The 23,277-nt window shown below is 67.6% G+C and carries 17 protein-coding genes and 2 tRNA genes; 5 read left to right on the top strand and 14 right to left on the bottom strand.

What is annotated here, in order from left to right; translation table 11 throughout:
* Positions 1-25: 25 nt before the first annotated feature.
* The gene (locus tag ACFO0G_RS18285) at positions 26-553 is read left to right on the top strand and encodes a SixA phosphatase family protein (RefSeq protein ID WP_286401762.1); all 528 of its coding nucleotides are present in this window, start codon (positions 26-28) and stop codon (positions 551-553) included.
* A gap of 57 nt (positions 554-610) precedes the next feature.
* Here ACFO0G_RS18285 and ACFO0G_RS18280 read toward each other — a convergent pair whose 3' ends face one another.
* Positions 611-1,522 carry a LysR family transcriptional regulator gene (locus ACFO0G_RS18280; RefSeq protein WP_286404283.1) on the bottom strand — a complete coding sequence of 304 codons (912 nt, stop codon included), beginning with the start codon at positions 1,520-1,522 and terminating at the stop codon, positions 611-613.
* Between the two features lie 72 nt (positions 1,523-1,594).
* Between ACFO0G_RS18280 and ACFO0G_RS18275 the strand changes: the two genes are divergently transcribed.
* Positions 1,595-2,599 (top strand): EamA family transporter, encoded by a 1,005-nt coding sequence (locus ACFO0G_RS18275; RefSeq protein ID WP_376979409.1) that lies wholly within the window; start codon positions 1,595-1,597, stop codon positions 2,597-2,599.
* A 565-nt stretch (positions 2,600-3,164) separates the two neighbouring features.
* Here the strand turns inward: ACFO0G_RS18275 and ACFO0G_RS18270 are convergent.
* From ACFO0G_RS18270 to ACFO0G_RS18250, 5 genes are all read right to left on the bottom strand, one after another.
* Positions 3,165-3,812: a TetR/AcrR family transcriptional regulator gene (locus ACFO0G_RS18270; RefSeq protein WP_376979407.1), complete on the bottom strand. Its 648-nt coding sequence runs from the start codon at positions 3,810-3,812 to the stop codon at positions 3,165-3,167.
* Positions 3,809-5,845: a YhgE/Pip family protein gene (locus tag ACFO0G_RS18265; RefSeq protein ID WP_376979405.1), complete on the bottom strand. Its 2,037-nt coding sequence runs from the start codon at positions 5,843-5,845 to the stop codon at positions 3,809-3,811. Before ACFO0G_RS18265 ends, ACFO0G_RS18270 begins: the two co-directional genes overlap by 4 nt.
* Positions 5,842-6,609, bottom strand: coding sequence for an ABC transporter ATP-binding protein (locus ACFO0G_RS18260; RefSeq protein WP_376979403.1), 768 nt, complete (start codon positions 6,607-6,609; stop codon positions 5,842-5,844). Before ACFO0G_RS18260 ends, ACFO0G_RS18265 begins: the two co-directional genes overlap by 4 nt.
* A gap of 66 nt (positions 6,610-6,675) precedes the next feature.
* Entirely contained in the window at positions 6,676-8,130 is a 1,455-nt protein-coding gene (locus tag ACFO0G_RS18255) for a dihydrolipoyl dehydrogenase family protein (protein ID WP_376979401.1), read from the bottom strand.
* Positions 8,131-8,206: 76 nt separating this feature from the next.
* Positions 8,207-8,283: transfer RNA gene (locus ACFO0G_RS18250), tRNA-Arg, on the bottom strand.
* Positions 8,284-8,559: 276 nt separating this feature from the next.
* Between ACFO0G_RS18250 and ACFO0G_RS18245 the strand changes: the two genes are divergently transcribed.
* Positions 8,560-10,392 (top strand): phosphoenolpyruvate carboxykinase (GTP), encoded by a 1,833-nt coding sequence (locus tag ACFO0G_RS18245; RefSeq protein ID WP_286401770.1) that lies wholly within the window; start codon positions 8,560-8,562, stop codon positions 10,390-10,392.
* A gap of 138 nt (positions 10,393-10,530) precedes the next feature.
* Here the strand turns inward: ACFO0G_RS18245 and ACFO0G_RS18240 are convergent, their stop codons facing one another.
* The 4 genes from ACFO0G_RS18240 to ACFO0G_RS18225 form a co-directional block, all read right to left on the bottom strand.
* Entirely contained in the window at positions 10,531-11,691 is a 1,161-nt protein-coding gene (locus ACFO0G_RS18240) for a globin domain-containing protein (protein ID WP_286404284.1), read from the bottom strand.
* Positions 11,692-11,829: 138 nt separating this feature from the next.
* The gene (locus tag ACFO0G_RS18235) at positions 11,830-12,279 is read right to left on the bottom strand and encodes an RrF2 family transcriptional regulator (RefSeq protein ID WP_286401772.1); all 450 of its coding nucleotides are present in this window, start codon (positions 12,277-12,279) and stop codon (positions 11,830-11,832) included.
* Positions 12,280-12,294: 15 nt separating this feature from the next.
* Complete coding sequence (locus tag ACFO0G_RS18230) at positions 12,295-12,792, bottom strand: hypothetical protein (protein ID WP_286401774.1); 498 nt, start codon at positions 12,790-12,792, stop codon at positions 12,295-12,297.
* Positions 12,793-12,798: 6 nt separating this feature from the next.
* Positions 12,799-14,217 carry a phosphomannomutase/phosphoglucomutase gene (locus tag ACFO0G_RS18225; protein WP_286401776.1) on the bottom strand — a complete coding sequence of 473 codons (1,419 nt, stop codon included), beginning with the start codon at positions 14,215-14,217 and terminating at the stop codon, positions 12,799-12,801.
* Between the two features lie 150 nt (positions 14,218-14,367).
* Between ACFO0G_RS18225 and ACFO0G_RS18220 the strand changes: the two genes are divergently transcribed.
* Positions 14,368-16,569, top strand: coding sequence for a RecQ family ATP-dependent DNA helicase (locus tag ACFO0G_RS18220; RefSeq protein WP_376979397.1), 2,202 nt, complete (start codon positions 14,368-14,370; stop codon positions 16,567-16,569).
* Here ACFO0G_RS18220 and ACFO0G_RS18215 read toward each other — a convergent pair.
* The 4 genes from ACFO0G_RS18215 to ACFO0G_RS18200 all read right to left on the bottom strand — a co-directional run bounded on the left by ACFO0G_RS18215 (position 16,493) and on the right by ACFO0G_RS18200 (position 21,193).
* Complete coding sequence (locus ACFO0G_RS18215) at positions 16,493-18,094, bottom strand: MFS transporter (protein ID WP_286401780.1); 1,602 nt, start codon at positions 18,092-18,094, stop codon at positions 16,493-16,495. The two genes, ACFO0G_RS18220 and ACFO0G_RS18215, sit on opposite strands and share 77 nt — an antisense overlap.
* A gap of 119 nt (positions 18,095-18,213) precedes the next feature.
* Positions 18,214-18,302, bottom strand: a tRNA-Ser gene (locus tag ACFO0G_RS18210).
* Between the two features lie 99 nt (positions 18,303-18,401).
* Complete coding sequence (locus ACFO0G_RS18205) at positions 18,402-18,932, bottom strand: GNAT family N-acetyltransferase (RefSeq protein ID WP_376979395.1); 531 nt, start codon at positions 18,930-18,932, stop codon at positions 18,402-18,404.
* Between the two features lie 5 nt (positions 18,933-18,937).
* The gene (locus tag ACFO0G_RS18200) at positions 18,938-21,193 is read right to left on the bottom strand and encodes a prolyl oligopeptidase family serine peptidase (protein ID WP_376979393.1); all 2,256 of its coding nucleotides are present in this window, start codon (positions 21,191-21,193) and stop codon (positions 18,938-18,940) included.
* A gap of 83 nt (positions 21,194-21,276) precedes the next feature.
* On the opposite strand from ACFO0G_RS18200, the gene ACFO0G_RS18195 reads away from it, so the two are divergent.
* Positions 21,277-23,208: an FAD/NAD(P)-binding protein gene (locus ACFO0G_RS18195; protein WP_286401787.1), complete on the top strand. Its 1,932-nt coding sequence runs from the start codon at positions 21,277-21,279 to the stop codon at positions 23,206-23,208.
* The last annotated feature ends 69 nt before the right edge of the window (positions 23,209-23,277 follow it).

The raw sequence follows: 23,277 nt of genomic DNA, 5'->3' as shown, positions 1-23,277 counted from the left end.
CGCTTGCTGGGGCTAGGCTTGGGCCATGAGTTCGCACCATGTCCGACGCCTTGTGATCATGCGCCATGCCAAGGCGGACTGGCCGGGCGGGGTGGACGACCATGAGCGGCCCCTCGAGGAGCGCGGGCACCGGGAAGCTCCGCTGGCCGGCCGTTGGCTGCTGAAGCACAACATCGTTCCGGACTTCATCCTGTGCTCCAGCGCCTTGCGGACCCGGCAAACCTGTACATGGGTCTGCTCAGAGCTCGGCGACAAGGCCCCCACGCCCAAGCTTGAAGACGGCCTCTACGCGGCGTCGGCCCTCCGGATGCTCACCGTGGTCAACCATGTGCCGGACACCGTAACCACGTTGATGCTGATCGCGCACCTGCCGGGCGTCCAGGACCTGGCGATGCACCTCGCTTCACGTGACTCCGACCACGACGCCTACATGGACGCCGCCACCCGTTTTCCCACCAACGCCCTGACGGTCCTGGAAACGGAGAAGCCGTGGGCCGAACTGGACGGGCAGGACGCCCGGATCACCCGATTTACAGTTCCCCGCGCACACTAGGATCCGGCCAAACCAGCCCGGGCCCACTAGGATCCGGCCAAACCAGTCCCGGGCCCGCTAGGCACCTGGCACGCTGGCGGCAATCTCGCGCAGCAGTCCGGCGACGTGCCTGATCCCTGGGCTGGCCGTCATGGTCCGGCGGTGGACCAGTCCCACGTGCCGGGCCTGGACCGGGTTGACCACGGGAACAGCCGCAACCCCTGACGGCAGTGCCGGCCGCCCCAGCCGGGGGACGAGTGCAACCGCCACCCCCTGCTCCACCAGGGCGATGTGCGTGGCGAAATCGGGATCGTAGACCCGGATGTCCGGCACGCGCCCCAAGTCGGCGAAAATCCGGAGCAACGCCTCATTGCAGATTGCTCCGGCCGGCGTGCTGATCCATTCCTCGTCGACCAGCTCGGCCGGCTCAACCTCAGGCCGCTGCGCCAACGGGTGGCTGCGGTGGACCAGGAGGTCGGCGACATCCTCGCACAGCCATTCCAACGTCAAGTGTTCCGGTATCACCAGCGGCACGGAGTTCCAGTTGTGCACCAGGCCGAGGTCCGCTTCGCCGTTCGCCACCCGGGCCACGGCTTCGCGCGGATCCTCCGCCAGGACGGCAACGCTCAGCGCCGCGCCTGACTGCTCCAGCCGCGCCAGCAACGGGCCTACAAGCCCGCGGCAGGCGGTGGAAAATGACACAATCTTCAGGCTGCCGCTGGGCTTTGCTGGGTCCGCCAACAGCGTGGACTGCAGCTCTTCCAGTTCGGCCAGGATGCGCCGGCCGTACGCGGCCAAGGCGAGCCCGCGCTCTGTCAGCAAGACGCCGCGGCCACGGCGCTCCAGGACGGCGAAGCCCGCTTCCTTCTCCAGCTTCTTCACCTGCTGGGACACGGCCGAGGGGCTGAACCCGATGGCCTCGGCGGCAGCAATGACGGAACCGTGTTGCTCAATTCCTGCCAGTGCCCGCAGTGAGCCAATGTCGATCATGAAGCAAAGGTACATGATCGAGCGCATAAATGAGCGCTGGTGCTTCATCCGCTGCTCTGGGACAGTGGAAGCGTGAACCTGCGAGACTCCCTCCTTGCCGTCCTCGTGGCCCTGCTCTGGGGCCTGAACTTCGTTGCCATCGACATCGGGCTGCACGCGGGCGGACAAGACTTCCCGCCGCTGCTGTTCGTTGCCATGCGCTTCGTCCTGGTGGTCTTCCCGTGGATCTTCTTCATCAGGAAACCGGATGTCAGCTGGAAGGCCATCATCGGCGTCGGACTCTTCATGAGCGCCGGACAGTTCGGCCTTCTCTACCTTGCCATGGCACTGGGCATGCCCGCAGGGCTCGCTTCCCTGGTCCTGCAGGCGCAGGTTCTGCTGACAGTCCTCCTCGCTGCCGCCTTCCTGGGCGAACGCCCCACCCGGCGGCAGCTCGCGGGAGTGGTGCTCGGCGTCGCCGGCCTCGCGCTCGTGGCTGTGGGCCGCAGTGCCGTGGCCCCGCTGCTGCCGCTGGTCATCGTCCTGGCCGCGGCCCTGTCATGGGCAGCCGGCAATGTCATCGTCCGCAGGGCCAAAGCAGCGTCGGGTCTGGGGCTGGTGGTCTGGTCCGGCGCTGTGGTTCCACTCCCGCTGGGCGCGCTGTCCCTACTGCTGGACGGGCCGGACACCGTGTGGCAGTCACTGTCCACCCTCCAGGCCCCGACTGTCCTTAGTGCCCTCTATACCGCAGTTTTCGCTTCACTGGTGGGCTACGGAATCTGGAATCGGCTCCTTGCCAGCCACCCGTCGTCGGCCGTTGTCCCCTTCACCCTGCTGGTCCCGGTGGTGGGCATGACCGCTGCGTGGCTGGTCCTCGCGGAGGTGCCGTCGCCTACGGAGATGGCGGGCGGACTGCTCCTGCTGGGTGGTGTTGCGACGGCGGTGCTGACCAGTGGGGGCCGTCGGCGTCAGCGTCGGGAGGCGGAGCCGCTGCCGGACCTGGGTGCAGGCCTGGCCGCAGGGGATCCCGACGACGGCTGGCGCTTGGCTGCCGCAGCCGGGCCTCCGGCCGGGGGCCGGGAAGCGGAGGGCCGCTGAAGGGTGGCTGCCTGGGTGCCGGCCCGCGGAGCCACATTCCGCTGGCCCGCCTGCGGACGCTGAGCCGCTGACCTGCCTTGGCCCTGGGCGGTTCCCCTGGCCGCGGGGCGGGCTGCAGGAGAAGTCCCGCGGCCTGCGGACGAAGGCCTGCGCGCCGCCGTCGTCCGTCCCTTGCCCGGCCACAAGGCACCCAGGAACAGGATGCCGAAGGTGGCGGCAAGGGCACCGGCAGCGCCGATGAAGTAGTTGTCGGGGTCGCGGGTGGGGAGCGGGGTGCCCAGGAAGGACGACTGGCCGTCGAACGCCAATTCCCAGGTGCTGAGGAACGCCAGCGAAAAGCCGAGGGCCAGGGCGGTCCCGGCACCTGCGGCCAGCAGGGCAAAGCGCCGCCGCCGGAGCAGGATCTCGGCCAGCGCGGCAAGGTAGGCCAGCGCCAGGACACCCAGGAATGCGACGAACACCGGCTCGGCGAGGGTCATTGCGGTGAGCACCAGCAGTCCCGCAGCGACGATGCCGCAGATCACCGCAAACTTTCCGCTCTTTCCCGTATGGCGCATGTGCTCCATCATCCCCGAGGAGCGGGGACCTTCAGGACGTAGCCGCGCATGATGGCCATGATTGCTGCAACACTTTGGTCACGGGTGCGCTCGGGGTTGTACGTCTGCCGGTCCAGGCCCACCACGAAGCAGGCGCCAAAGATGGCGGTCTCCAGGCTGCCCCGGGACACCGAATCGTCCACCGGGTATGCCTTGGCCACCTTCTCCACGGCCTGGCCGATGACTTCAAGGAGCTCCGCACGCAGGACGGAGAACGTGCCCTGCCACTCGCTGGGGATCCGCCAGTTCTCACTCACCCAGAGGCGGGCGAAGGAAGGGTACTCCGCCATGAAATCCATGGCCTGCCCAATCATCGCCTCCATGGCCAGCAGCGGGTCGCTGCCCGTTCCTTCGGCGTCGGCGGCCTCGAGGAGCCTCGCCTTGAGGATGTCCACGCCATGCCGCAGGAGCTGCGCGATCAGCTCTGACTTGCTGCCGAAGTTGTAGTACACCGTGCCCTTGGAGACCCCCGCGGCCGCCGCGATCTCGTCGACCGTGACGCTGGCCGCCCCGCGCTCGCCGATCAGCTCCATGGAGGCATCGAAGAGCTTCTGGCGGGTGGCGTTGGTCCGGGCCGGGCGGAGGCTCTTGGCAGCGGCCATGGGTTCTGTGGTCATACTGCGATCTCCGGTTTCAGCGTCTTGAGCGTCCAGAACTTATTCTTGCGCACTGCGAGCGTGGACAGCACAGCCCCCAGCAGGGTGTAACCCACAAGACCCGCCAAAGTGGGGAGGATCATCGACAGGTCACCGCCGTAGATCAGGTGCCGCATGCCGGTCACTACATATCCCATGGGCAGGACCTGGTGCACCACATGCAGCGGCTGCGGGGTGGTCTGCCACGGGAACGTGCCGCCGGACGACACCAGCTGCAGGACCAGGAGGATCAGCACCACCAGCTTTCCGGGGGAACCCAGCAGCGCCACGATGCCCTGGATGAGGGCGCTGAAGGCCATGGCAGCGGCCAGCATCAGCAGCCACATCAGGACCGGGTGGGCGGGATTGAGCCCCAGTGCCACGTCCGCCACCAGGGTCAACAGCGAGGCCTGGACCACCGAGACCAGGAAGAAGGGCAGCCAGCCGCCCAGGGCGATCTTCCACGACGGCGCGTTGGAGACAAGTGCCCGCTGCGTGATGGGGCGCATGGCCTGGACCAGCATGAAGATCCCGATCCACATGGCCAGCGTGAGGAAGAACGGTGCCAGGCCTGCGCCGTAGGACCCTGCCTTGGCCTGGGAGACGTTGCTGACCGCCACGGGATCGGCCATCACCTGGGACAGGTTGTTCTTTTGGGCGTCGTCGGGGTTGGGGACCTGCCCGGCGCCCTTCCCGATCTCGTCCGCCAGGGTCCGTGAGCCGGTGGCTGCCTGCGCCGCGCCGTCGGAAACCTGGGCTGCGCCGATGTCCACTTTGTGTGCCCCGTCGGCAAGGCCTGCGGCACCGTCGACGGCTGACTGCTCACCGGCTGCCAGCGCTGCGGCCCCGCTGTGCAGCTGGTCAGCCCCTGCCGAGGCCTGCCCGATGGCGTCCGTGAGTGCCGGCATGCCGGCCGCCAGCTGTGCGGCCCCCGCGCTGACTGCCTGGGAACCGTCGGCGAGCTGCTGGACCTGGGCCGCGTCTGTGTGGATTTTGCTCTTGGCGGCTGCCACCGGACTGGAAGCCGCTGCCGCGTCGAAGTCTGCCAGGACCTTGTTGGCCTGGTCCTGGGTCAGGACGCCGGAGGCCACCAGTTGGCTGTTGGACTCCACCACGCGGGACCGGAGGCCCTGGTCTGCGGCGTCCAGCTGCGCGGCCACATCCTGGACCCTGGCGTTGAGCTGGGCGTTTCCGGCCGCGACCTGGGCGGCACCGGAAGCAAGCCTTTGCGTGTCTGCGGGCAGGGTGGCCGTCTTGTCCTTGAGGACCGCCAGGCCGCTGCTGAGCTGCCCTGCGCCGTCGGACAGTTGGTTGGCGCCGTCCCGCAGCTTCAGCTGGCCGGCGTACAACTGGTCCGCCCCGCTGCTCAGCGCCGAGGTCCCTTCGTGAAGGGTAACCGTTCCGTCCCTGAGCGTGGCCACACCGTCGGCCAGCTGGTTGGCGCCGTCCGCGGCCTGGACCATCTTGGAGTGGATGGTGCCGAAACCTGTCAGCAACTGGTTGGCGGTCTCCTCACCCACTTCCTTCGCCACAGTGGAGTGCACGGCAGTGGTCAGCTTGTCCACGATGGTGCTCAGGAGGTAATTGTTCGCATCGTTGGTGGTGACGTTCAGCATCGCCTGGCTGGCCGAGTCGAAGCTGCCCGGGGACACCAGATTGGCGGAAAAGTCCTTGGGAATCCGGAGTGCAAAGGCGTACTGCCCGCTCCTGACGCCTGCATCGGCCGCCGCGGAGCTGTCCACAGGAATCCAGTGGAACACGTTGCCGTCCACCAGGCTGTCCGCCACCTTGGTCCCGGCCTCCAGCCGGGTCCCGTCTGCAGCTGTCGCGCCGGAGTCCTCCACCACCAGGGCGGCGTCCAGGTTGTTGAGGTGCCCGTAGGGATCCCAGTTCGCGTAGAGGTAAACAGCGCCGTAAAGCAGCGGGACCATGGCCAGGGCCAGGATGGTCAGCTTTGGCAGCAGCCCGCCGGTCATGCGCTTGAGTTCGGAGCGGGCCAGCCGCAGGACAGTCACTTGGCAACCTCGGTTTCGAGTGTGGTTCGGGTGTGTTCCGGGTGCTGCCCGGCTTCGGCGGCGTGCTTGCCGGAGGAGGCCGTGTCGTCGTCGGCGTGGTCGTCGTCGAGCGGGTCGGAGCCGTCGGAAAGGACAGGGGCGGGCACCTCATTGCCGATTGCGGCAACCGGGCCGTCCCACCAAGCGGGGACGGCACTGACTGCCGCCACGACGGCGAGCGGCCGCCCGGCGTCGTACGCCAGCTCCTGGAGGCGCGGCAACCAGGTGAGCGCGTCTGCACTGTGGCGGTCCGGAGAGTCCACCACCAGCAGGTCGGTGCGCGGGTTGGCCAAGGCCAGTGCCGTCAGCAGCTCAAGCCGCCGCTGGGGGTCCAGCTGCTCCGTCCACAGGTCCGCGATGTCCTCGAAGCGGTTGACCTTCAGCCACGGCCCGCTGAGCAACGCCCCCCGGTAGCGGCGGGGTATCAGGGCCAGGTCCTCGGTCACCAGGTCGCGGACGCTGAGGTGTTCCTCGGGCTCGTTCACGGCGGGGGAATCCACCAGCGCCGCCGCCAGCCGCAACTGCTTGGTCCGCGGGCTGTTGTCCCAGCTGACGTCTCCGCCTGAGGCCTTCATCCGGCCGCTGAGCAGGAGGGACAGCGCGGTCCGCTGGTCCTGGCGCTCGCCGGTGACGAGCAGGAGCCCGCCCCGGCGAACCGTCAGCGAGGTAGGCGGAAGCAGCGGGTCCCGGCGTCCTTTGGCGTGGAGCTGGCGTGCTGAGAGCAAGGATTGCCTTTCGCAGAAGAAGTCTGCATCAAGGCTAACCGAACTGACTGGTCAGTTCAAATAGGGTCAGAGGCCGTATTTCTCCAGTAGGCGGAGCCATACCTCGCTGATGGTGGGGTAGGAGGGGACCGCGTGCCAGAGCCGGTCCAGGGGCACCTCGCCCACTACGGCGATGGTGGCCGCGTGCAGCAGTTCGGCCACGTCCGGGCCCGCGAAGGTGGCGCCCAGCAGGACCTTGCGGTCCTCGTCCACCACCAGCTGCGCCCAGCCTTCGTAGTTCTCCGAGTGCAGTGAGGACCCCGCCACCTGGATGGGCAGTTCCACCGAGGACGCGTTGAATCCGTCCTTGCGGGCGGCCTGCAGCGTGCGTCCGACGCTGGCCAGCTCCGGGTCCGTGAACACGACGCTGGGCACGGCATGCTGGTTTGCCGTTTGGGCGTACCGGCTCCAGTCGCCGGGGGAGCCCTTGAGTTCGCCTTTGGCGCGGGCCGCGATGGCCGCCCCGGTGGCGCGTGCCTCGTACTTGCCCTGGTGGGTGAAGAGATTCTTGCCCGCCGCGTCTCCCACGGCGTAGAGCCAGGGCTCGTCGCCGGGTGTTTGCTGGACCAGGCCGGACATGTCCGCCGTCAGGGAAAGGTGCCCGTGTTCATCCGGCTCAAAGCCGACGTTTTCCAGGCCAAGGCCCTCCAGTGCAGGGTGCCTGCCGGTGGAAACCAGCACCTTCTCCGACGTGACCGTGGATCCGTCGCCCAGGCTGACGGTGATGGTGCCGTCATCATTCCCGCTGATCCGTTCCGTGGATGTATGGAGTCGGAGTTCCACCCCGTCCGCCCGCAGTCCCGCCGCCACCAGTTCCGAGGCCTCTTTCGGAAAGCTGCCCAATAATCCGCTGCGCGCCACCAGTGTGACGCTGGAGCCAAGCCGGGCGAAGGCCTGGGCCAGTTCGGTCCCGGCCACGCCGCCGCCCAGTACTGTCAGCCGGTCCGGCACCTCGCTTGCCGAGGTCGCCTCACGCGTTCCCCATACCTGCACATCCTGCAGGCCTTCGATTGGCGGCGTGTTGGGGGCTGAACCGGTGGCCAGCACCACGGCATGCCGCGCCCGCAGCAGGTGTTGCGTCCCGTCCAGGCCGGCCACTTCCACCGTCTTTGGTCCCGTGAGCCAGCCGTGGCCGCGCACCAACTCGATGCCGGTGTCCTTTACCCATGAAACCTGGCTTTCATCCTGCCAGTTGGACGTGAAGTAGTTCCTGCGTTCCAGGACGGCGTCGGCATCCAAGGTCCGGGTCACCGCTTCCTTGGCGCCAGGGGTAGTCTGCGCTCCATGCAGTGCGGTGCCGGGGCGCAGCAGGGCCTTGGAGGGCATGCACGCCCAGTAGGAGCATTCGCCGCCCACCAGTTCCGCTTCCACGAGCACGGCCGTGAGCCCGCCCTCGACGACGCGGCCCGCCGCGTTTTCCCCCACGGCGCCTGCGCCGATAACAACAACATCAAATTCGCGCTCAGCGGCCTCGGGCATCATGTGCAAAGCCTAGCCGGGGATGACCTGGCTGACAGCACAAAAAAGGTCCGCACCGGCGAACCGGTGCGGACCTTGTTGGTGCGCCCAAAGGGATTCGAACCCCTGACCTTCTGTTCCGTAGACAGACGCTCTATCCAGCTGAGCTATGGGCGCATTCCGTGTCCCGGGAGAAGAACCGCTCTCCCTGAACCTCGAATTACTTTACGCGAGCCGGGGCGTGATGCCAAATCGAAGCGGCTGTAATCTGCGCGACTAGACCGGTCTAGGTGACCTTTGTCACTTAATGCGCCTTTTCGCGGCAATAATTCCTTGATTTCCCGGGGAATTCACTTTTGGTGACCGGAAATGTCAGTCAAGCTCCCCAAAAACTCCACTGGTCCGGACCATAGCATTTAGGACACACCGATGAACCCGAGGAAGGGAACTGCAATGGGCGATCTGGCGCAGAAGCCGCTGCTTGAGAAAGCACCCACCACACATGCCGGCCTGCTGGCATGGGTCGAAGAGGTTGCTGAGCTTACGCAGCCGGACCGCATCTACTGGGTTGACGGCTCCGAAGAGGAAAACACCCGCCTCACGGACGAGCTCGTTGCTGCCGGCACCCTGACCAGGCTCAACCCGGACCTGTTCCCGAACTCCTTCGCCGCGTTCTCGGATCCCGCTGACGTTGCCCGCGTCGAGGAGCAGACGTTCATCTGCTCCGAAAACAAGCGCGACGCCGGCTTCACCAACAACTGGATGGATCCGCGGGAGATGAAGGACAAGCTGCGTGGCCTGTTCGCCGGTTCCATGCGTGGCCGCACCATGTACGTCATCCCGTTCGTCATGGGCCACCTCGACGCCGAGGACCCCAAGTTCGGCGTCGAGATCACCGACAGCGCCTACGTGGTTGCCTCCATGCGCATCATGGCCAACATCGGTACCGCGGTGCTGGACAAGATCACCGAGACCAACGCCTTCTTCGTCCCGGCACTGCACTCCCTGGGCGCGCCCCTCGAGCCCGGCCAGGACGACGTCGCATGGCCCTGCAACCCGGACAAGTGGATCGTCCACTTCCCCGAAGAGCGCTCCATCTGGTCCTTCGGCTCCGGCTACGGCGGAAACGCCCTGCTGGGAAAGAAGTGCTACGCGCTGCGCATCGCCTCGGTGATGGCCCGCGACGAGGGCTGGCTGGCCGAGCACATGCTCATCCTCAAGCTGACCTCGCCGGAAAAGAAGAATTACTACGTTTCCGCCGCCTTCCCCTCCGCCTGCGGCAAGACCAACCTCGCGCTGCTCGATCCCACCATCGAAGGCTGGGAAGTGGAGACCCTGGGCGATGACATCACCTGGATGCGGATCGGCAAGGAAGGCGAACTCCGCGCCACCAACCCGGAAGCGGGCCTCTTCGGCGTTGCCCCCGGCACCGGCTGGGGCACCAACCCCAACGCCATGCGCGCCATCGCCAAGGGCCACAGCATCTTCACCAACGTCGCCCTGACCGACGACGGCGGCGTGTGGTGGGAAGGAATGACGGACGAGGTTCCGGCGCACCTGACCGACTGGCAGGGCAATTCCTGGACCCCTGATTCGGACAAGCCGGCTGCTCACCCGAACTCCCGGTTCTGCACGCCGATCGCGCAGATCGACATGCTTGCCGAGGAGTACTACAGCCCGGAAGGCGTGGAGCTTTCCGCCATCCTCTTCGGCGGACGCCGCAAGACCACCGTTCCGCTGGTCACCCAGGCCCGCAGCTGGACCAACGGCATCTTCATGGGCTCCACGCTGTCCTCCGAGACCACGGCCGCGGCCGCGGGCCAGGTGGGCGTGCTCCGCCGGGACCCCATGGCCATGCTGCCGTTCATCGGCTATGACGCCGGCGACTACCTGAAGCACTGGATCAGCGTCTCCGGCAAGGCCAACCCGGAACGCCTGCCCCACATCTTCCTGGTGAACTGGTTTCGCCGCACAGCTGACGGCGGCTTCGCCTGGCCCGGCTTCGGCGACAACGCCCGCGTCCTCAAGTGGGCCATCGAACGCATCGAGGGCAAGGCCGACGCCGTCGAGACCCCCATCGGATACGTCCCCGCCGGGCACGCGCTGGACGTCACCGGCCTGGACTTGACCCACGCCCACGTTGAAGACGCCGTCCGCGTCGACCGCGAAGAGTGGGATGCGGAGCTCGCCTCCATTGAGGAGTGGTACGCCAAGTTCGGCGACTCGCTGCCGGATGCCCTGCGCTCCGAGCTCGATTCCCTGAAGGACCGGATGTCCAGGCACTAGCAGCCGCCCGACCTTCCATACGACGACGGCCCCGCACCTTTGCGAAAAGGTGCGGGGCCGTCGCCGTTCTCCAACAGGGGCCTCCGCCGCCGTGGGTTCCCTGGCTGAGCGAAGCGAAGTCAGGGAGGCGGTGGGGACTCAGCTGGCGAGCCAGATGTCCGGACCGAAGACCTCGTAGTGGATCCGGGTGGCGGGGATGCCGGCGTTGATGGCCTCATTGCGGATGTTCTTCATGAACGGCAGCGGACCGCACAGGTAGAGGGAGGCGTTCGCGGGCAGGTCGACCTCGCGCAGGGACATGAAGCCCTCCTTGGCCCCGTCCACCGGCTTTTCCAGCCAGAGCTGCAGTTCGGCGCCGTCGAGGCGTTCCACGTCGTCCGTCATCTGGCTGCGCAGGGCCCAGCTATCCAGTGTGCTTTCGGCATGGAGCACCAGGACCTGCCGGTCGGATCCGGACTCGGCAAGGAAACGGAGGATGGAAGCGGTGGGGGTGCAGCCGATGCCTGCAGAGGCCAGGACCACCGGGCCGTCGCCCTCCTTGAGCGTGATTTCGCCGTAAGGGTTGGAAATCTCGACGACGTCGCCCACCTGGACGGTGTTGTGCAGCACGGGGGAGACCTCGCCGCCGTCGTCCAGCTTGGTAGTAAAGGTGCGGCTGGTGCCGGCGTCGCCGGAGAGGGAGTACTGCCGGACCTGGCGCAGCCCGTCTGCAACGGCGACCTTGACGCTGACGTACTGGCCGGGAAGGGCCGGGGTGACGGGGGTGTCGTCCGCGGGCTCCAGGGTGAAGGTCATGGACCCGGTTCCCGCGGGAGTCTTCGCGGCCACGCGCCAGGGAGTCCACATCTTATCGTTGGCCTGTGCAGCGTAGAGGCCCTTCTCGAGCTTGATCAGGGCGTCTGCCATGAGCCAGTACACCTCGGTCCAGGCTTCGGCGATCTCGGGGGTGATGACCTCGGCCAGGTCCTCGGCGATGGCTGCGAAGAGGTGCTCGTAGACCACCTGGTACTGCGGTTCGGTGATGCCCAGGGAGGCGTGGCGGTGGGCGATGCGCGAAAGGACGGTTTCGGGCAGGGTGCCCGGGTTGTTCACCAGGTGGGTGGCGAAGGCAGCGATGCTGCCGGCGAGGGCCTGCTGCTGGTTGCCGGAGCGCTGGTTGGAGCGGCTGAACAAGCCATCCATCAGTTCTGGGTGCGCCGCGAAAAGGCGGGCGTAGAAGTTGGGAGTGATGGATCCGATCCGGGAGCCGACCAGCGGCAGGGTGGCCTCGATGACGGGGCGGGACTTGTCCGAGAGCATCTGTACTCCTGAGGTTATGGCCGGGGCCTTCGTCCGGCCGGAGGAAACTCATATTTGAAATACGAGTATTTCTGCCTCATTTCTACACCTTGTAGAAGTTTGAACCAAACTGATAGCGAGCGACCGGATATGGGGAGGCTAGAGCCCGGCGCGGAGGCCGATCATCTGGAAAACGGGTGCCATCTGGCGGGCCTGCGGAAGGTCCCCGATGACCACCGAATCGAGCTCGGCGTAGAAGGCCTCGCGTGCGCGGGCCAAGGCGCCGCGCAGCCGGCACTCGTTGATGAGGGGGCAGTTTCCGGCGGGAGACACGCAGTCCGCGGGATCAGTGCGGCTATCGAGTTGCCGGAGGATCTGGCCTACTGTTGCGATCCGCCCCGCATGACTGAGCCGTGAACCTCCGGAGCGGCCGCGGACCACCTCGATCAGGCCCATGCTGCGCAGCTTGGCCATGGCCTTGCTGACGTGGTTGTAGGGCGTCCCCACCGAGTCCGCGATGCTCTGGGTCGTGAGCAGCGTTCCGTCGGGTACGGCCGCGAGCACCATGAGCGCGCGCAGGCTGACGTCAGCAAAGGCATTGATCTTCATGGCTGCAGTTCCGGTCTAGTCCACCCAGATAGTGGGCTCGCTGGCGTCCGCGCCCAGCTCGCCGAATTCCCAGGACTGGGTGGTGGCGTTGGCGGAGTAAGGCAGCACGGCTGCGAAGAGGGAGCCGTCCCGGTGTTCGGCGGCGACGTGGATGGCGTCCGAATCCTCCTCCACCAGGAGGATGTCGCAGACCACGGCCGCCGCACGGAAGTCGTCACGGTTCTGGCGCAGGAGTGCCTGCAGGTCGCCGATCATGGCGTCGGCGTCGAAGTCTCCGTCCGTGCCTTCCCCGGCATCCGCCGGGGAGACGGCAACCAGCCGCACCTCGCCGTCGTTCTGGACTGTCAGTGCGAAGGGCAGGAAGCCGCCATTGCGCTGGAGCTGCTCCTGGGCCGCGCTGACGCCTGTGCCCAGGAGATTCTCCAGGTCAGTTGCCGTGGCTTCGGAGACGGAATCGCGCCAGCTGTCCTGCCCGCCGTTGCCGTCCGCTGCCTGCCCCGTGTTGTCGGTCATCCGGTCCTAGGCCCGCACCAGGGAGAGGACGCGGTCGCGGATGCGTTCCATGGTGGCCCGGTCCGTGGCCTCGGCGTTGAGCCGCAGGAACGGTTCGGTGTTGGACGGGCGCAGGTTGAACCAGTAGCTGCCGTCGCTGGCCGTGAACGTGCTGCCGTCCAGCGTGTCGATAGTGAGGTCCTCGTCCGCGAAGGCCTGGCGCACGCGCTCCACCGCTGCCGGCTTGTCCTCCACCTCGGAGTTGATCTCGCCGGAGCTGACGTAGGGCTCGTACTCGCGGGCCAGGTCGGAAAGCGGGCCCTCCTGCTCGCCGAGGGCCGCCAGGACGTGCATGGCGGCCAGCATGCCGGTGTCCGCGTTCCAGAAGTCGCGGAAGTAGAAGTGCGCGGAGTGCTCGCCGCCAAACACGGCACCTTCCTTGGCCATGACTGCCTTGATGAAGGAGTGGCCCACGCGCGTGCGGACCGCGCGGCCGCCGTCGTGCTCCACCAGTTCCGCGACGGCGCGGGAGGTGAGCAGGTTGTGGATGATGCTGGGCGTTTCCTCGCCCTGGGCCTTGGCCCGGGCAATTTCGCGGCGGGCCACCATGCCGGTAATGGCCGACGGCGACACGGGCTCGCCCTTTTCATCGATGACGAAGCAGCGGTCGGCGTCGCCGTCGAACGCCAGGCCGATGTCCGCTCCGTGCTCAATCACTGCGGCCTGCAGGTCGCGGAGGTTTTCCGGCTCCAGCGGGTTGGCCGGGTGGTTGGGGAAGGAACCGTCCAGTTCGAAGTACAGCGGGACGATGTCGAAAGGCAGCTTGGGCAGCAGTGCGTCGCCCAGGACCGCCGGCGTGGTCAGCCCGGCCATGCCGTTGCCTGCGTCCACCACTACTTTCAGGGGACGGGAGGCGGAGAGGTCAACGAGCTTGCGGAGGTACTCGGAGTAGTCCTTCAGCACGTCGCGCACGCTGATGAGGCCCTTGGTGCCGGCAGCCGGAATGGACCGGGAGTTCAGGTACTGCTCGGCGAGCGCCTGGATGTCCTTGAGGCCCGTTTCGGAGGAGATGGGCACGGCGCCTGCCTTGGCCATCTTGATGCCGTTGTACTCGGCAGGGTTGTGACTGGCGGTGAAGGTTGCCCCGGCGCGGTTGAGGAAACCGCAGGCGAAGTACAGTTCGTCCGTGGAGATCAGGTCCAGCAGCTCAACGTTGGCACCGCGCCTTGCCGCTCCGTTGGCGAAGGCCTTGGTGAACTCGGGGGAGGAGGGGCGCATGTCGCCGCCCACCACGATGGTCTCGCCCTCAAGCTGCAGGACATCCACGAACGCGGCGCCCACGGCTTCGACGATTTCGGCGGTGATCGACTCGCCTACGATCCCACGGACGTCGTAGGCCTTGAAGGAGGCCGAGAGATCAAATGTCGTTGTCTGTTCGCTAGTCACGGGCTTTATCTTACGTGTGCGGCGCATGTGGCCAAGGGGACTTTGGCAGAACTTGCGTAACAGCTCTGCTTTGTAGCGGGTGCCGGGCCCGTTTCCACATGGCAGCGCGACGCTGTGCGGGGTGTCGGAGGGTGCTGGGATACTGAATCAATGGCCAATAACCAGTACGCTTCCCCAGTTTCCGCCGCCGCAGTTGCCACGGCAGGTCCGGACGCGCCCGGGACCGCCACGCATGCCGAGGCGCTTGAGGTGCTTCGCGGGCTGGTGGGCAACCCGGGCGCCGTCTTCCACGACGGCCAGTTCGAGGCCATCGAGGCATTGGTCGACGGCGGGCGGCGGGCTTTGGTGGTCCAGCGCACCGGCTGGGGCAAGTCAGCCGTGTACTTCGTGGCGTCCCTCCTGCTGCGGCGCCGCGGAGCCGGGCCCACCCTGATCGTTTCGCCCCTGCTTGCCCTGATGCGCGACCAGGTGGCCGCTGCCGCCCGGGCGGGGGTTCGCGCCGTGGCCATCAACTCCGCCAACCAGTTGGAGTGGGATACCGTCCGCGAGCAGCTGGCCGCCGATGAGGTTGATGTCCTCCTGGTCTCCCCGGAACGGCTCACCAACCCGGCATTCCGGGAGACCCAGTTGCCCGAACTCCTCCGCCGCACCGGGCTGCTGGTCATCGACGAGGCCCACTGCATTTCCGACTGGGGCCACGACTTCCGTCCCGATTACCGCCGCATCGCGGACCTCATCACGCGGCTGCCGGATTCGGTGCCGGTCCTGGCCACCACCGCCACGGCCAACTCCCGGGTGGTGCACGATATCGAAGAGCAGCTCGGTGCGGGGGTCCTGACCATCCGCGGCTCCCTGGGCCGTGACTCGCTGCGGCTGGGGGTCCTGTCGCTGCCGGACTCCAAGGCGCGCCTGGGATGGCTGCTGACCCACCTGGCCGATCTTCCCGGCAGCGGCATCATCTACACCCTGACCGTTTCCGCTGCGGAGGACACCGCCAGGCTGCTGTCCGAGGCAGGACACAATGTGCTTGCCTATACCGGGCGGACCGATCCGGCGGACCGGGAACGGGCAGAGCAGCTGTTGAAGGACAACCAGGTCAAGGCGCTGGTGGCCACTTCCGCCCTCGGCATGGGCTTCGACAAGCCGGACCTTGGCTTCGTCGTCCACCTCGGCGCGCCGTCCTCGCCGGTGGCGTACTACCAGCAGGTGGGCCGCGCCGGCCGTGGCGCTGCCAACGCCGATGTCCTGCTGCTGCCAGGCTCCGAGGACCGGGAAATCTGGCAATACTTCGCCACCGCGTCCATGCCGTCGGAGGAGAAGGCAGCGGCCGTGCTGACGGCGCTGGCCGAGGCCGGTACCGCGCTGTCAACGGTGGCCCTGGAGGCCAGGGTGGACCTTCGCCGCACGCCGCTGGAGCTGCTGCTGAAGGTACTGTCAGTGGACGGCGCTGTTGAACGGGTCGGCGGAGGCTGGCGGTCCACGGGCCAGCCGTGGGTTTACGACGCGGAGCGGTACAGCCGCATCGCCGAGGCCCGCGTGGACGAGCAGGACTCCATGGTGATCTATCAGGACACCGCAGGCTGCCGGATGGAATACATCACCTCCGTCCTGGATGACGAGACAGCCCGTCCCTGCGGCCGCTGTGACAACTGTGCGGGCCGCTGGTTCCCGGCAGACGTTGCCGCGGACGCTACAGCGGCGGCAGGCCAGACCTTGAGCAGGGCAGGAGGCGTCCTGGAACCGCGGCTGCAGTGGCCCAGCGGCATGGACCGTTTGGGAGTTCCGGTGAAAGGCAAACTCAAGCCGGGCGAAGGCCTGGCGGAGGGACGCGTCCTGGCCCGGCTGACGGATCTTGGGTGGGGCGGTGCCCTGCGGGAGCTGTTTGCCGCCGGTGCGGAGGACCGGCCGGTGGACCCTGCGATGCTCCAGGCATGTGTGCAGGTCCTGCGGGAATGGGGAACCGGGGACAGCCGGAACCCGGGTTGGAGTGGGGCGGGCCGGCCTGCCGCCATTATTGGTGTCCCGTCGCGGAGCAAGCCGCAGCTGGTGGGCTCACTGGCCCGGGGAATCTCCGATATTGGGCGCATCCCCTACCTGGGCGAGCTGCAGTTGGCGCACGGTGGGCCTACCGGCGGCCGCGGCGGCAACAGCGCCTACAGGCTGGCAGGGGTTTGGGACCGGTTGGTGGTGGGTCCTGAACTTGGCGCAGCCCTGCAGTCGGTCCAGGGCCAGAGCGTGATGCTGATCGATGACCTTGCCGACAGCCGGTGGACCCTTACCGTCGCGGGGCGCGCCCTCCGGCAGGCCGGGGCGGGTGCGGTGCTTCCCCTGGTTCTGGCGCAGGCAGGCTGACCGCGGGCTGGGTGCTGCCGGCTTGGGCAGGCTTGGACACGGCGTCGGTGCCGGAGGCGGTTGGCTGCGCGGCCCCGTCTGCGCCGGTACCGGGTTTGGGGGACTGGTCCCGCTGGCTCACTGCCGCCCCGGCGTGCCGGGGGAGCAGCAGGCTGTCCGCCGTGCTGGCGAGCATCAGGACGGCCATTGCCAGGAACGCGCCACGGAAGGGCCCGGCCGGATCCTGTGGGACCAGCGCCGGGCCGTTGAAGGTTCGGATGAGCAGGGCTGCGAGGGCGATGCCCGAACCGGTGCCCAATTGCACGATCGTGGCCGAAACCGTATTGGCGGACGTGAGTTGTGCCGGCGGGATGTCCGCGTACTGGACCGACGCGTACGCCGAAAAGCCGATGGAGCGGAAGGCGCCGCTGCATACCAGCAGTACGAACATCAGTGCTTCCGGAGTCTCCGCCGTCAGGAAGGCGCAGAGGGCGAAGGTGATGGCTGATGCCACGGAAGCGAACACCAGCATTGCCTTGAACCCGAACTTCCGGATCAGCGGGGTGGTGGCGGGCTTGATCCCGATGTTTCCGACGAATACCGCTGCCACCATGGCACCAGCCTGCAGCGGTGACCAGCCGAACCCCGTCTGGAACATCAGCGGCAGCAGGAACGGGACCGAGCTGATGGTCACCCGGTACATGAACCCGCCGGTGGCCATGGCCCGGAACGTCCGGGCGTGGAAAACCTGGAGATTGAACAGGGGGTGGGGGGCCCGGCGCATCCAGAGCACGGCGGCGGTTAGTGCTGCGGCTCCGGCCAGCGCGCTGATTCCGGCCCAGGGCAGCTCCGGATGGCTGCTGGCCAGCTCCAGGCCGGCCACCAAGGCACCCACCCCGACGGTGGTCAGCGCCATGCCGGTCCAGTCCAGCCGTCGGCCGGGATCTCCCGGCGTTACCGGAACCAGGCGCAGGGCAGCGGCAAACGCTGCTGCGCCGAGGGGGAGGTTCACCAGGAAGATCCAGTGCCATGACAGGTAGGTGGTGAGCGCGCCGCCCACCAGCGGCGCAAGGACCGGTGCGAGGAGCCCCGGCCACACCAGGAATGCGGTGGCCCGAAGCAGCTCGGACTTCGGGGTACCGCGCAGGACCACCAGGGTTCCCACCGGGACCATCATGGCCCCGCCGGCTCCTTGGGCGATGCGGCTCAGGGTCAGCGTGGCCAGGTCCTGGCTCAGGGCGCAGGCCAGCGAAGCGACGGTGAACACGGCGATGGCGGCACAGAAGATCCGCCTGGCACCGAACCGTTCAGCCAGCCAGCCGCTGATCGGAATTCCAACAGCCACTGTCAGGAGGTAGGCCGTCATGGTGATGTTGACGTCGGCAGCGGGGATGGCGAAGTCCGCCGCGATGCTGGGAATGGCAGTAGTGAGGACCGTGCCGTCCAGGAATTCCATGAAGAAGGTCGCCGCCACCAGGAGCGCCAGGCGAGGGTTCCATCCTGAACGGGTGCCGTCCGGCTGCTGTGGGTTGCTGCGTGCCGCCATGGGCTAATCCTGCCACCGCGGCATCAACTGGCGCCCTGCACGTCCGTGTGCTGGACAGCGCGTTCCCGGAAAGTGCCGGTTAACGCAAAAGGCCCCGGTCCGAGGACCGGGGCCAAACGCGGAGACGGGGGGATTTGAACCCCCGGTCGAGTTTAACCCCGACCCTTCATTAGCAGTGAAGTCCATTCGGCCGCTCTGGCACGTCTCCAATTGCTATTGCTAGCCCACCAAGGATACGCAGATCCGGCCATGCAGCGCAAAACGGTTCCCGCCATTGACCGAGCCCGGTACTGCAGGCGTGCTGCCCTTACAGGAAATGTTGGGCCGGGCGAACCATGCGGATCTCGGGCAGGTTCTCCCAGTCAGCCAGGACGTCCTCGGCCCCGTCGGGTTCAAAGCCGAAACGCCGGTAGAAGCCGATGGCCCTGCTGTTGCCGGCCGCCACCCACAGGCTCGCCGCGCTGGTGCCGATGGCCGCCTCCAGCAAACGGCCGCCCAGCCCAAGGCCCTGGTGTGAGGCCAGTAGATAGAGGCCCCAGAGTTCCAGGTCTCCGGACGACGGCGGCGGGTGGCCTTCCGGGGAACCGGGAGCAGGCAACCGGCGGGCGCCGGCGAACCCAACGACTTTCCCGCCGTCGCACGCCACCCAGGCCTCGGCAGGCTCCGGGCGGTCCAGCAGGTGGCGCCACAGCCGCAGCCGGCCCGCCGGATCCACTGCAGCCAGGAAGGCGTCGGACAGCATCCCCCGGTACGTTTCCTGCCAGCAGAGGACATGCACCTGGGAAAGCCGCTCAATGTCGCCGGCGCCTGCCCGCCGGACCGTCAGGGCAGAATGCAAAGCGTTCAGCCTGCCAGCGCCTTCCACAGGAAATGCTGGCTGCGGGCCTGCAGCGCGGCGGCCTGCCGGTTGTCCGATGCGCCCGCATGGCCGCCTTCCAGGGCCTCGTGGAACCACACGTTCGGGATCCCCATGGCCAGCATCCGGGCGGCCATTTTGCGCGCTTGGACAGGACCCACGCGGTCGTCCGAGGTGGCTGTCCAGATGAAGGTTTCCGGGTACTCCACGGCGTCCTTGAGCAGGTGGTAGGGCGAGAACGTCCTGATGTACTGCCACTGTTCGGGAACATCAGGATCTCCGTACTCGGCAATCCATGAATGCCCGGCGGAAAGCTTGGTGTAGCGCCGCATGTCAAGCAGGGGCACCCCGCAGGAGACGGCCCTGAACAGTTCCGGGTAGCGGGTGAGCATGTTCCCCACCAGCAGGCCGCCGTTGGAGCCGCCCACGCAGCCCAGCCGCCGGGGCGAGGTGACGCCGCGCGAAATGAGGTCGCGGGCCACGGCTGCGAAGTCCTCATAGGCCCGGTGCCGGTTTTCCTTCAGCGCGGCGCGGTGCCATGCCGGCCCGTACTCGCCGCCGCCGCGGATGTTTGCCACCACGTAGACCCCGCCGCGCGAGTGCGGGGCCTTCCCGTCGCTTCCGTCCGACAGCGTGGTCCGCCGCTCCAGCCACGCCCTGCCCACGGTGCCGCTGTAAGCGGGTGTCCGTGAAACCTCAAACCCGCCGTAGCCGGACAGCTGCGTGGGGTTCTGCCCGTCCAAAGCCAGCCCCCGCGGCGCCACCTGGAAGTACGGGACCCGGGTGCCGTCGTCGGACACGGCGAAGTGCTGCTCCACCTCATAGTCACCGTCGGCAAAGAATGACGGCGAACTCTTGACCGTTGCGTGCCGGCTCACCACGCCACGCGTCCCCACGCCGGATTGATCAGCGCCGTCCCGCTCCAGCGTGCCGCGCATCAGCGTGGTGGGGGTGGTGAAGCCGGTGGCGATGAGCCAAAAATCGTCGCCGGCCCCGCCGTCGGCCGGTGCCTCATCCTCGTCGTCCACGGCGTAGGCGTTGACATCGTGCAACGGCGGGCAGGCGTCCAGGGGAGTGGCGGCCCAGCCACCGTCGGTGCCGCTGGCCCGGGACGGATCGAGTACCCGGATTTCTGAGGAAACGTCCTTGAGCAGGTTGAGCAGCAGGAAGTTCCGGGTCCAGCTCCAGGACTGCAGCGAGGTGTGGGCGTCCGGGGTGAACAGGACGGTCAGCCGGCGGGTGCCGCCGAGGTAGTCCTCGAAGCTGGCGGCCAGCAGGGACCCGGACGGGTAGGTGTTGCCGTCCAGCACCCAGTCCTGCTGCGGGCGGAAAAGCAGCCATTCCCGGTGCGCGCTGACGTTGACGTCGGTGGGGACGTCAATGGCCATCCAGGATCCGTCCCGCAGCACAAAGTTGGTGCGGTTGAAGAAGTCGATGTAGTCCACGGCGAAGGTCCGCTCAAAGCCGGGCGTGGAGTCGTGCGCGGCTACGGCCATCATGTGGTCTTCGGGTACCTCAAAAAGGCGCGGCGCTGTGGCAAGGGATTCGCCGCGCTTGAGCGTCACTGCCGTACGGGCGTAGGAGGACGCGGTCTTGGGCAGCCCGTCCGCGGTGGAGGCCACCAGCAGCGTGTCCTCGTCCAGCCAGGACACGTTGCCCTTGGCAGTGGGGAGGTCAAACCCGCCCTCGTCCGGATCAACGAAGCCGCGTGCCTCGACGTCGAACTCGCGGTAGCGGTTGGCGTCGCCGCCATCGGGGGAGAGGGCCAGCAGCGCCAGCCGGTAGGGCTCGCCGGCCGCTGGGCGCAGGAAGGTTGCGCCGTGGAACACCCACTCCACGCCTTCGGCGCGGGACAGCTCATCCACATCAAGCAGGACATCCCATTCCGGGGTGTCGGTGCAGTAGCTGTCCCAGGTGGTGCGCCGCCAGAGGCCTTTGGGGTTCCGGCCATCCTTCCAGAAGTTGTAGTACCAGTCGCCTCGCTTGCCCACCATGGCGATCCGGTCGGTGGAATCCAGGACTTCAAGGATGCCGGCTTCCAGTTCGGCGTAGCCGCCGTCCTCCAGCAGGTCCTCGGTGCGGGAGTTTTGCTCCTTGACCCAGGCCAGCTGCTCTTCGCCGTAGATGTCCTCCAGCCACACGTTTTCGTCGACGGGTTCCGGTGCGGTCTCCCGGGGTGCGGTGCCGGAAGTATCCCCGCCGGGACCGGGAAAGGGCGCTTGATCAGCTGCTGTGGTGGTCATGCGCCCCATCCAAACAACATCGCCCATGGCTGGCAAGTCACACGGTGGGCGCAGGCTCCGTCTTCAGCCCGTACGCTGGATCCGTGGAATTATCGCAGAGCAACCGGGCCGTCATCATCGGTGGCGGCCCCCGTGGCACCAGCGTGCTGGAGCGGCTGCTCGCCCACGCTGCCGCCGCGGGAAGCTCCCTGCGGCTGCACGTCGACGTCGTGGACCCCTACCCGGCCGGTCCCGGGCATGTCTGGCAGCCGGGGCAGTCCCGGTTGTTCCTCATGAACACCCAGTCCTTCTATCCCACCCTGATTCCCCAGGATCCGGCCCTGCCCGCGCCGGTTGCCGGCACTACGTTCGATCAGTGGCGGGCCAAGCAGCAGCGGGACCCGCTGCCTGACCTCACGGCCGATGAACTGGCGGAACTGGCGGTGCTGGAATCCACTGACTTCCCCAGCCGCGCCCTCTACGGACGCTACCTGTCCAGCACCCTCGCGGAACTGCTGGACAAGGCGCCCGACGGCGTCACGGTCGAATTCCACCAAACGTCCGCACAGTCGGTGCGCCCCGTGGGGGACGGAACGTACGACGTCGGCCTGGCCACCGGAGCGACCCTCCGCGCCGACTCGGTGGTGCTGGCGCTGGGGCACATTCCGTCCCGCCTTAACCCGGAACAGCGCGAACTGCAGGCATCAGCCGCGCAGCTGGGGTTGCAGTATTTTCCTCCAGCCGTGCCCGCGGACGTCGACTGGGCCCGGATCCCCGCCGGCGAACCCGTCCTGGTCCGTGGCATGGGCCTGAACTTCTTTGACACCATGGGCCAGCTCACCGAGGGCCGCGGCGGGAAGTTCGTTCCCAGCGGCAGCGGCCTGGAGTACGAACCGTCCGGCCAGGAACCGCTGATCATCGCCGCCTCCCGGCGGGGGACCCCGTACCGGGCCAAGGCGGCCCTACCTGGCTATTACGCCCCGTCCATCACGCTGCGCTACCTCACGGAGGCAGCGATCGGGCGGCTGGCCAGGACCGGCATCCGTCCGTCCTTTGACCACGACCTCTGGCCGTTGCTGCACCGGGACGCCCTGTGGGCCTACTACTCAACGCTGGTGCGCTCGCAGCCCGGGGCGGTGCCCGACGCGCCGGCGTTCCTGGCCGCGCTGGAGGAGGCGCTGCAGCCGCACGCGCACAGCGCTGCCAACTGGGAGGACAGCGTGGAGAGCGTCCTCGCCATCCACGTTGGGCCCCGGCACCGCCTGGACCTGCCTGGACTTACGGCTCCGCTGGCAGGCCGTTCGTTCGCGTCCCGCGGTGAGCATGACGCGGCAGTGGTGGAGTTCCTGCTCGACGATGCGCGCCGCTCGGCCCTGGGGGAGGACGACCCCGTCAAGATGGCCATTGGGGCGCTGCACCACGGACGGGCGGTCCTGAAGACAGCAGTGGCCGACGGCGGCATCACCGATGAGTCGTGGGTCGCCGGGCTGCGTGGCTGGTTCGAGTCCTTCGTTGAGGGCCTGGCCAGCGGGCCGCCGGCGCTGCGGGCCGAACAGCTCGCCGCCCTGGCACGTGCCGGCGTCGTGAGCTTTGTTGGCCCCGACCCAAAGTTCGGCGTGGACCGGAAAGCGGCGGTATTCACCGCGGCCTCGCCCTGGGTTGCAGGCCCGCCCGCCACCGCCCGGACCATGGTGGAAGCCCTGGCCCCCGGCAACCGGGTCTCAGCCAACGACTCCCCGGTGCTGGAACAGTTGCTGTCTGATGGGCTGGTCCGCCCCAAGCTCATGATGACACCGGAAGGCGCCCCCATCCAGTCCACCGGCCTGGACGTGGAGCCCCACCCCTACCGACCGGTGGCCGCCAACGGATCCGTAACGCAGAACCTGTACGTACTGGGACTGCAGTTGTCCTCCGCCCAGTGGGGCACGGCAATCGCCGCCGAGTCGGTCCAGGCGGCCAGCCCGACATACCGCAGTGGCCAGCGCACCCTCCGCGACGCCGACGAGATCGCGGCCGCCATTCTCAACCGGGCTTAAACGGCGATGCGCCATCACTTTGGTCCCTAAACCGGCGGAATAGGAACGAAAAGTGATGGCGCATCTGCT

It is taken from the genome of Arthrobacter sedimenti (genome assembly GCF_042652025.1).
GTDB lineage: Bacteria > Actinomycetota > Actinomycetes > Actinomycetales > Micrococcaceae > Arthrobacter > Arthrobacter sedimenti.
Note: the sequence above shows the minus strand (reverse complement) of the source record. Positions and strands in the feature narration are given on the sequence as shown.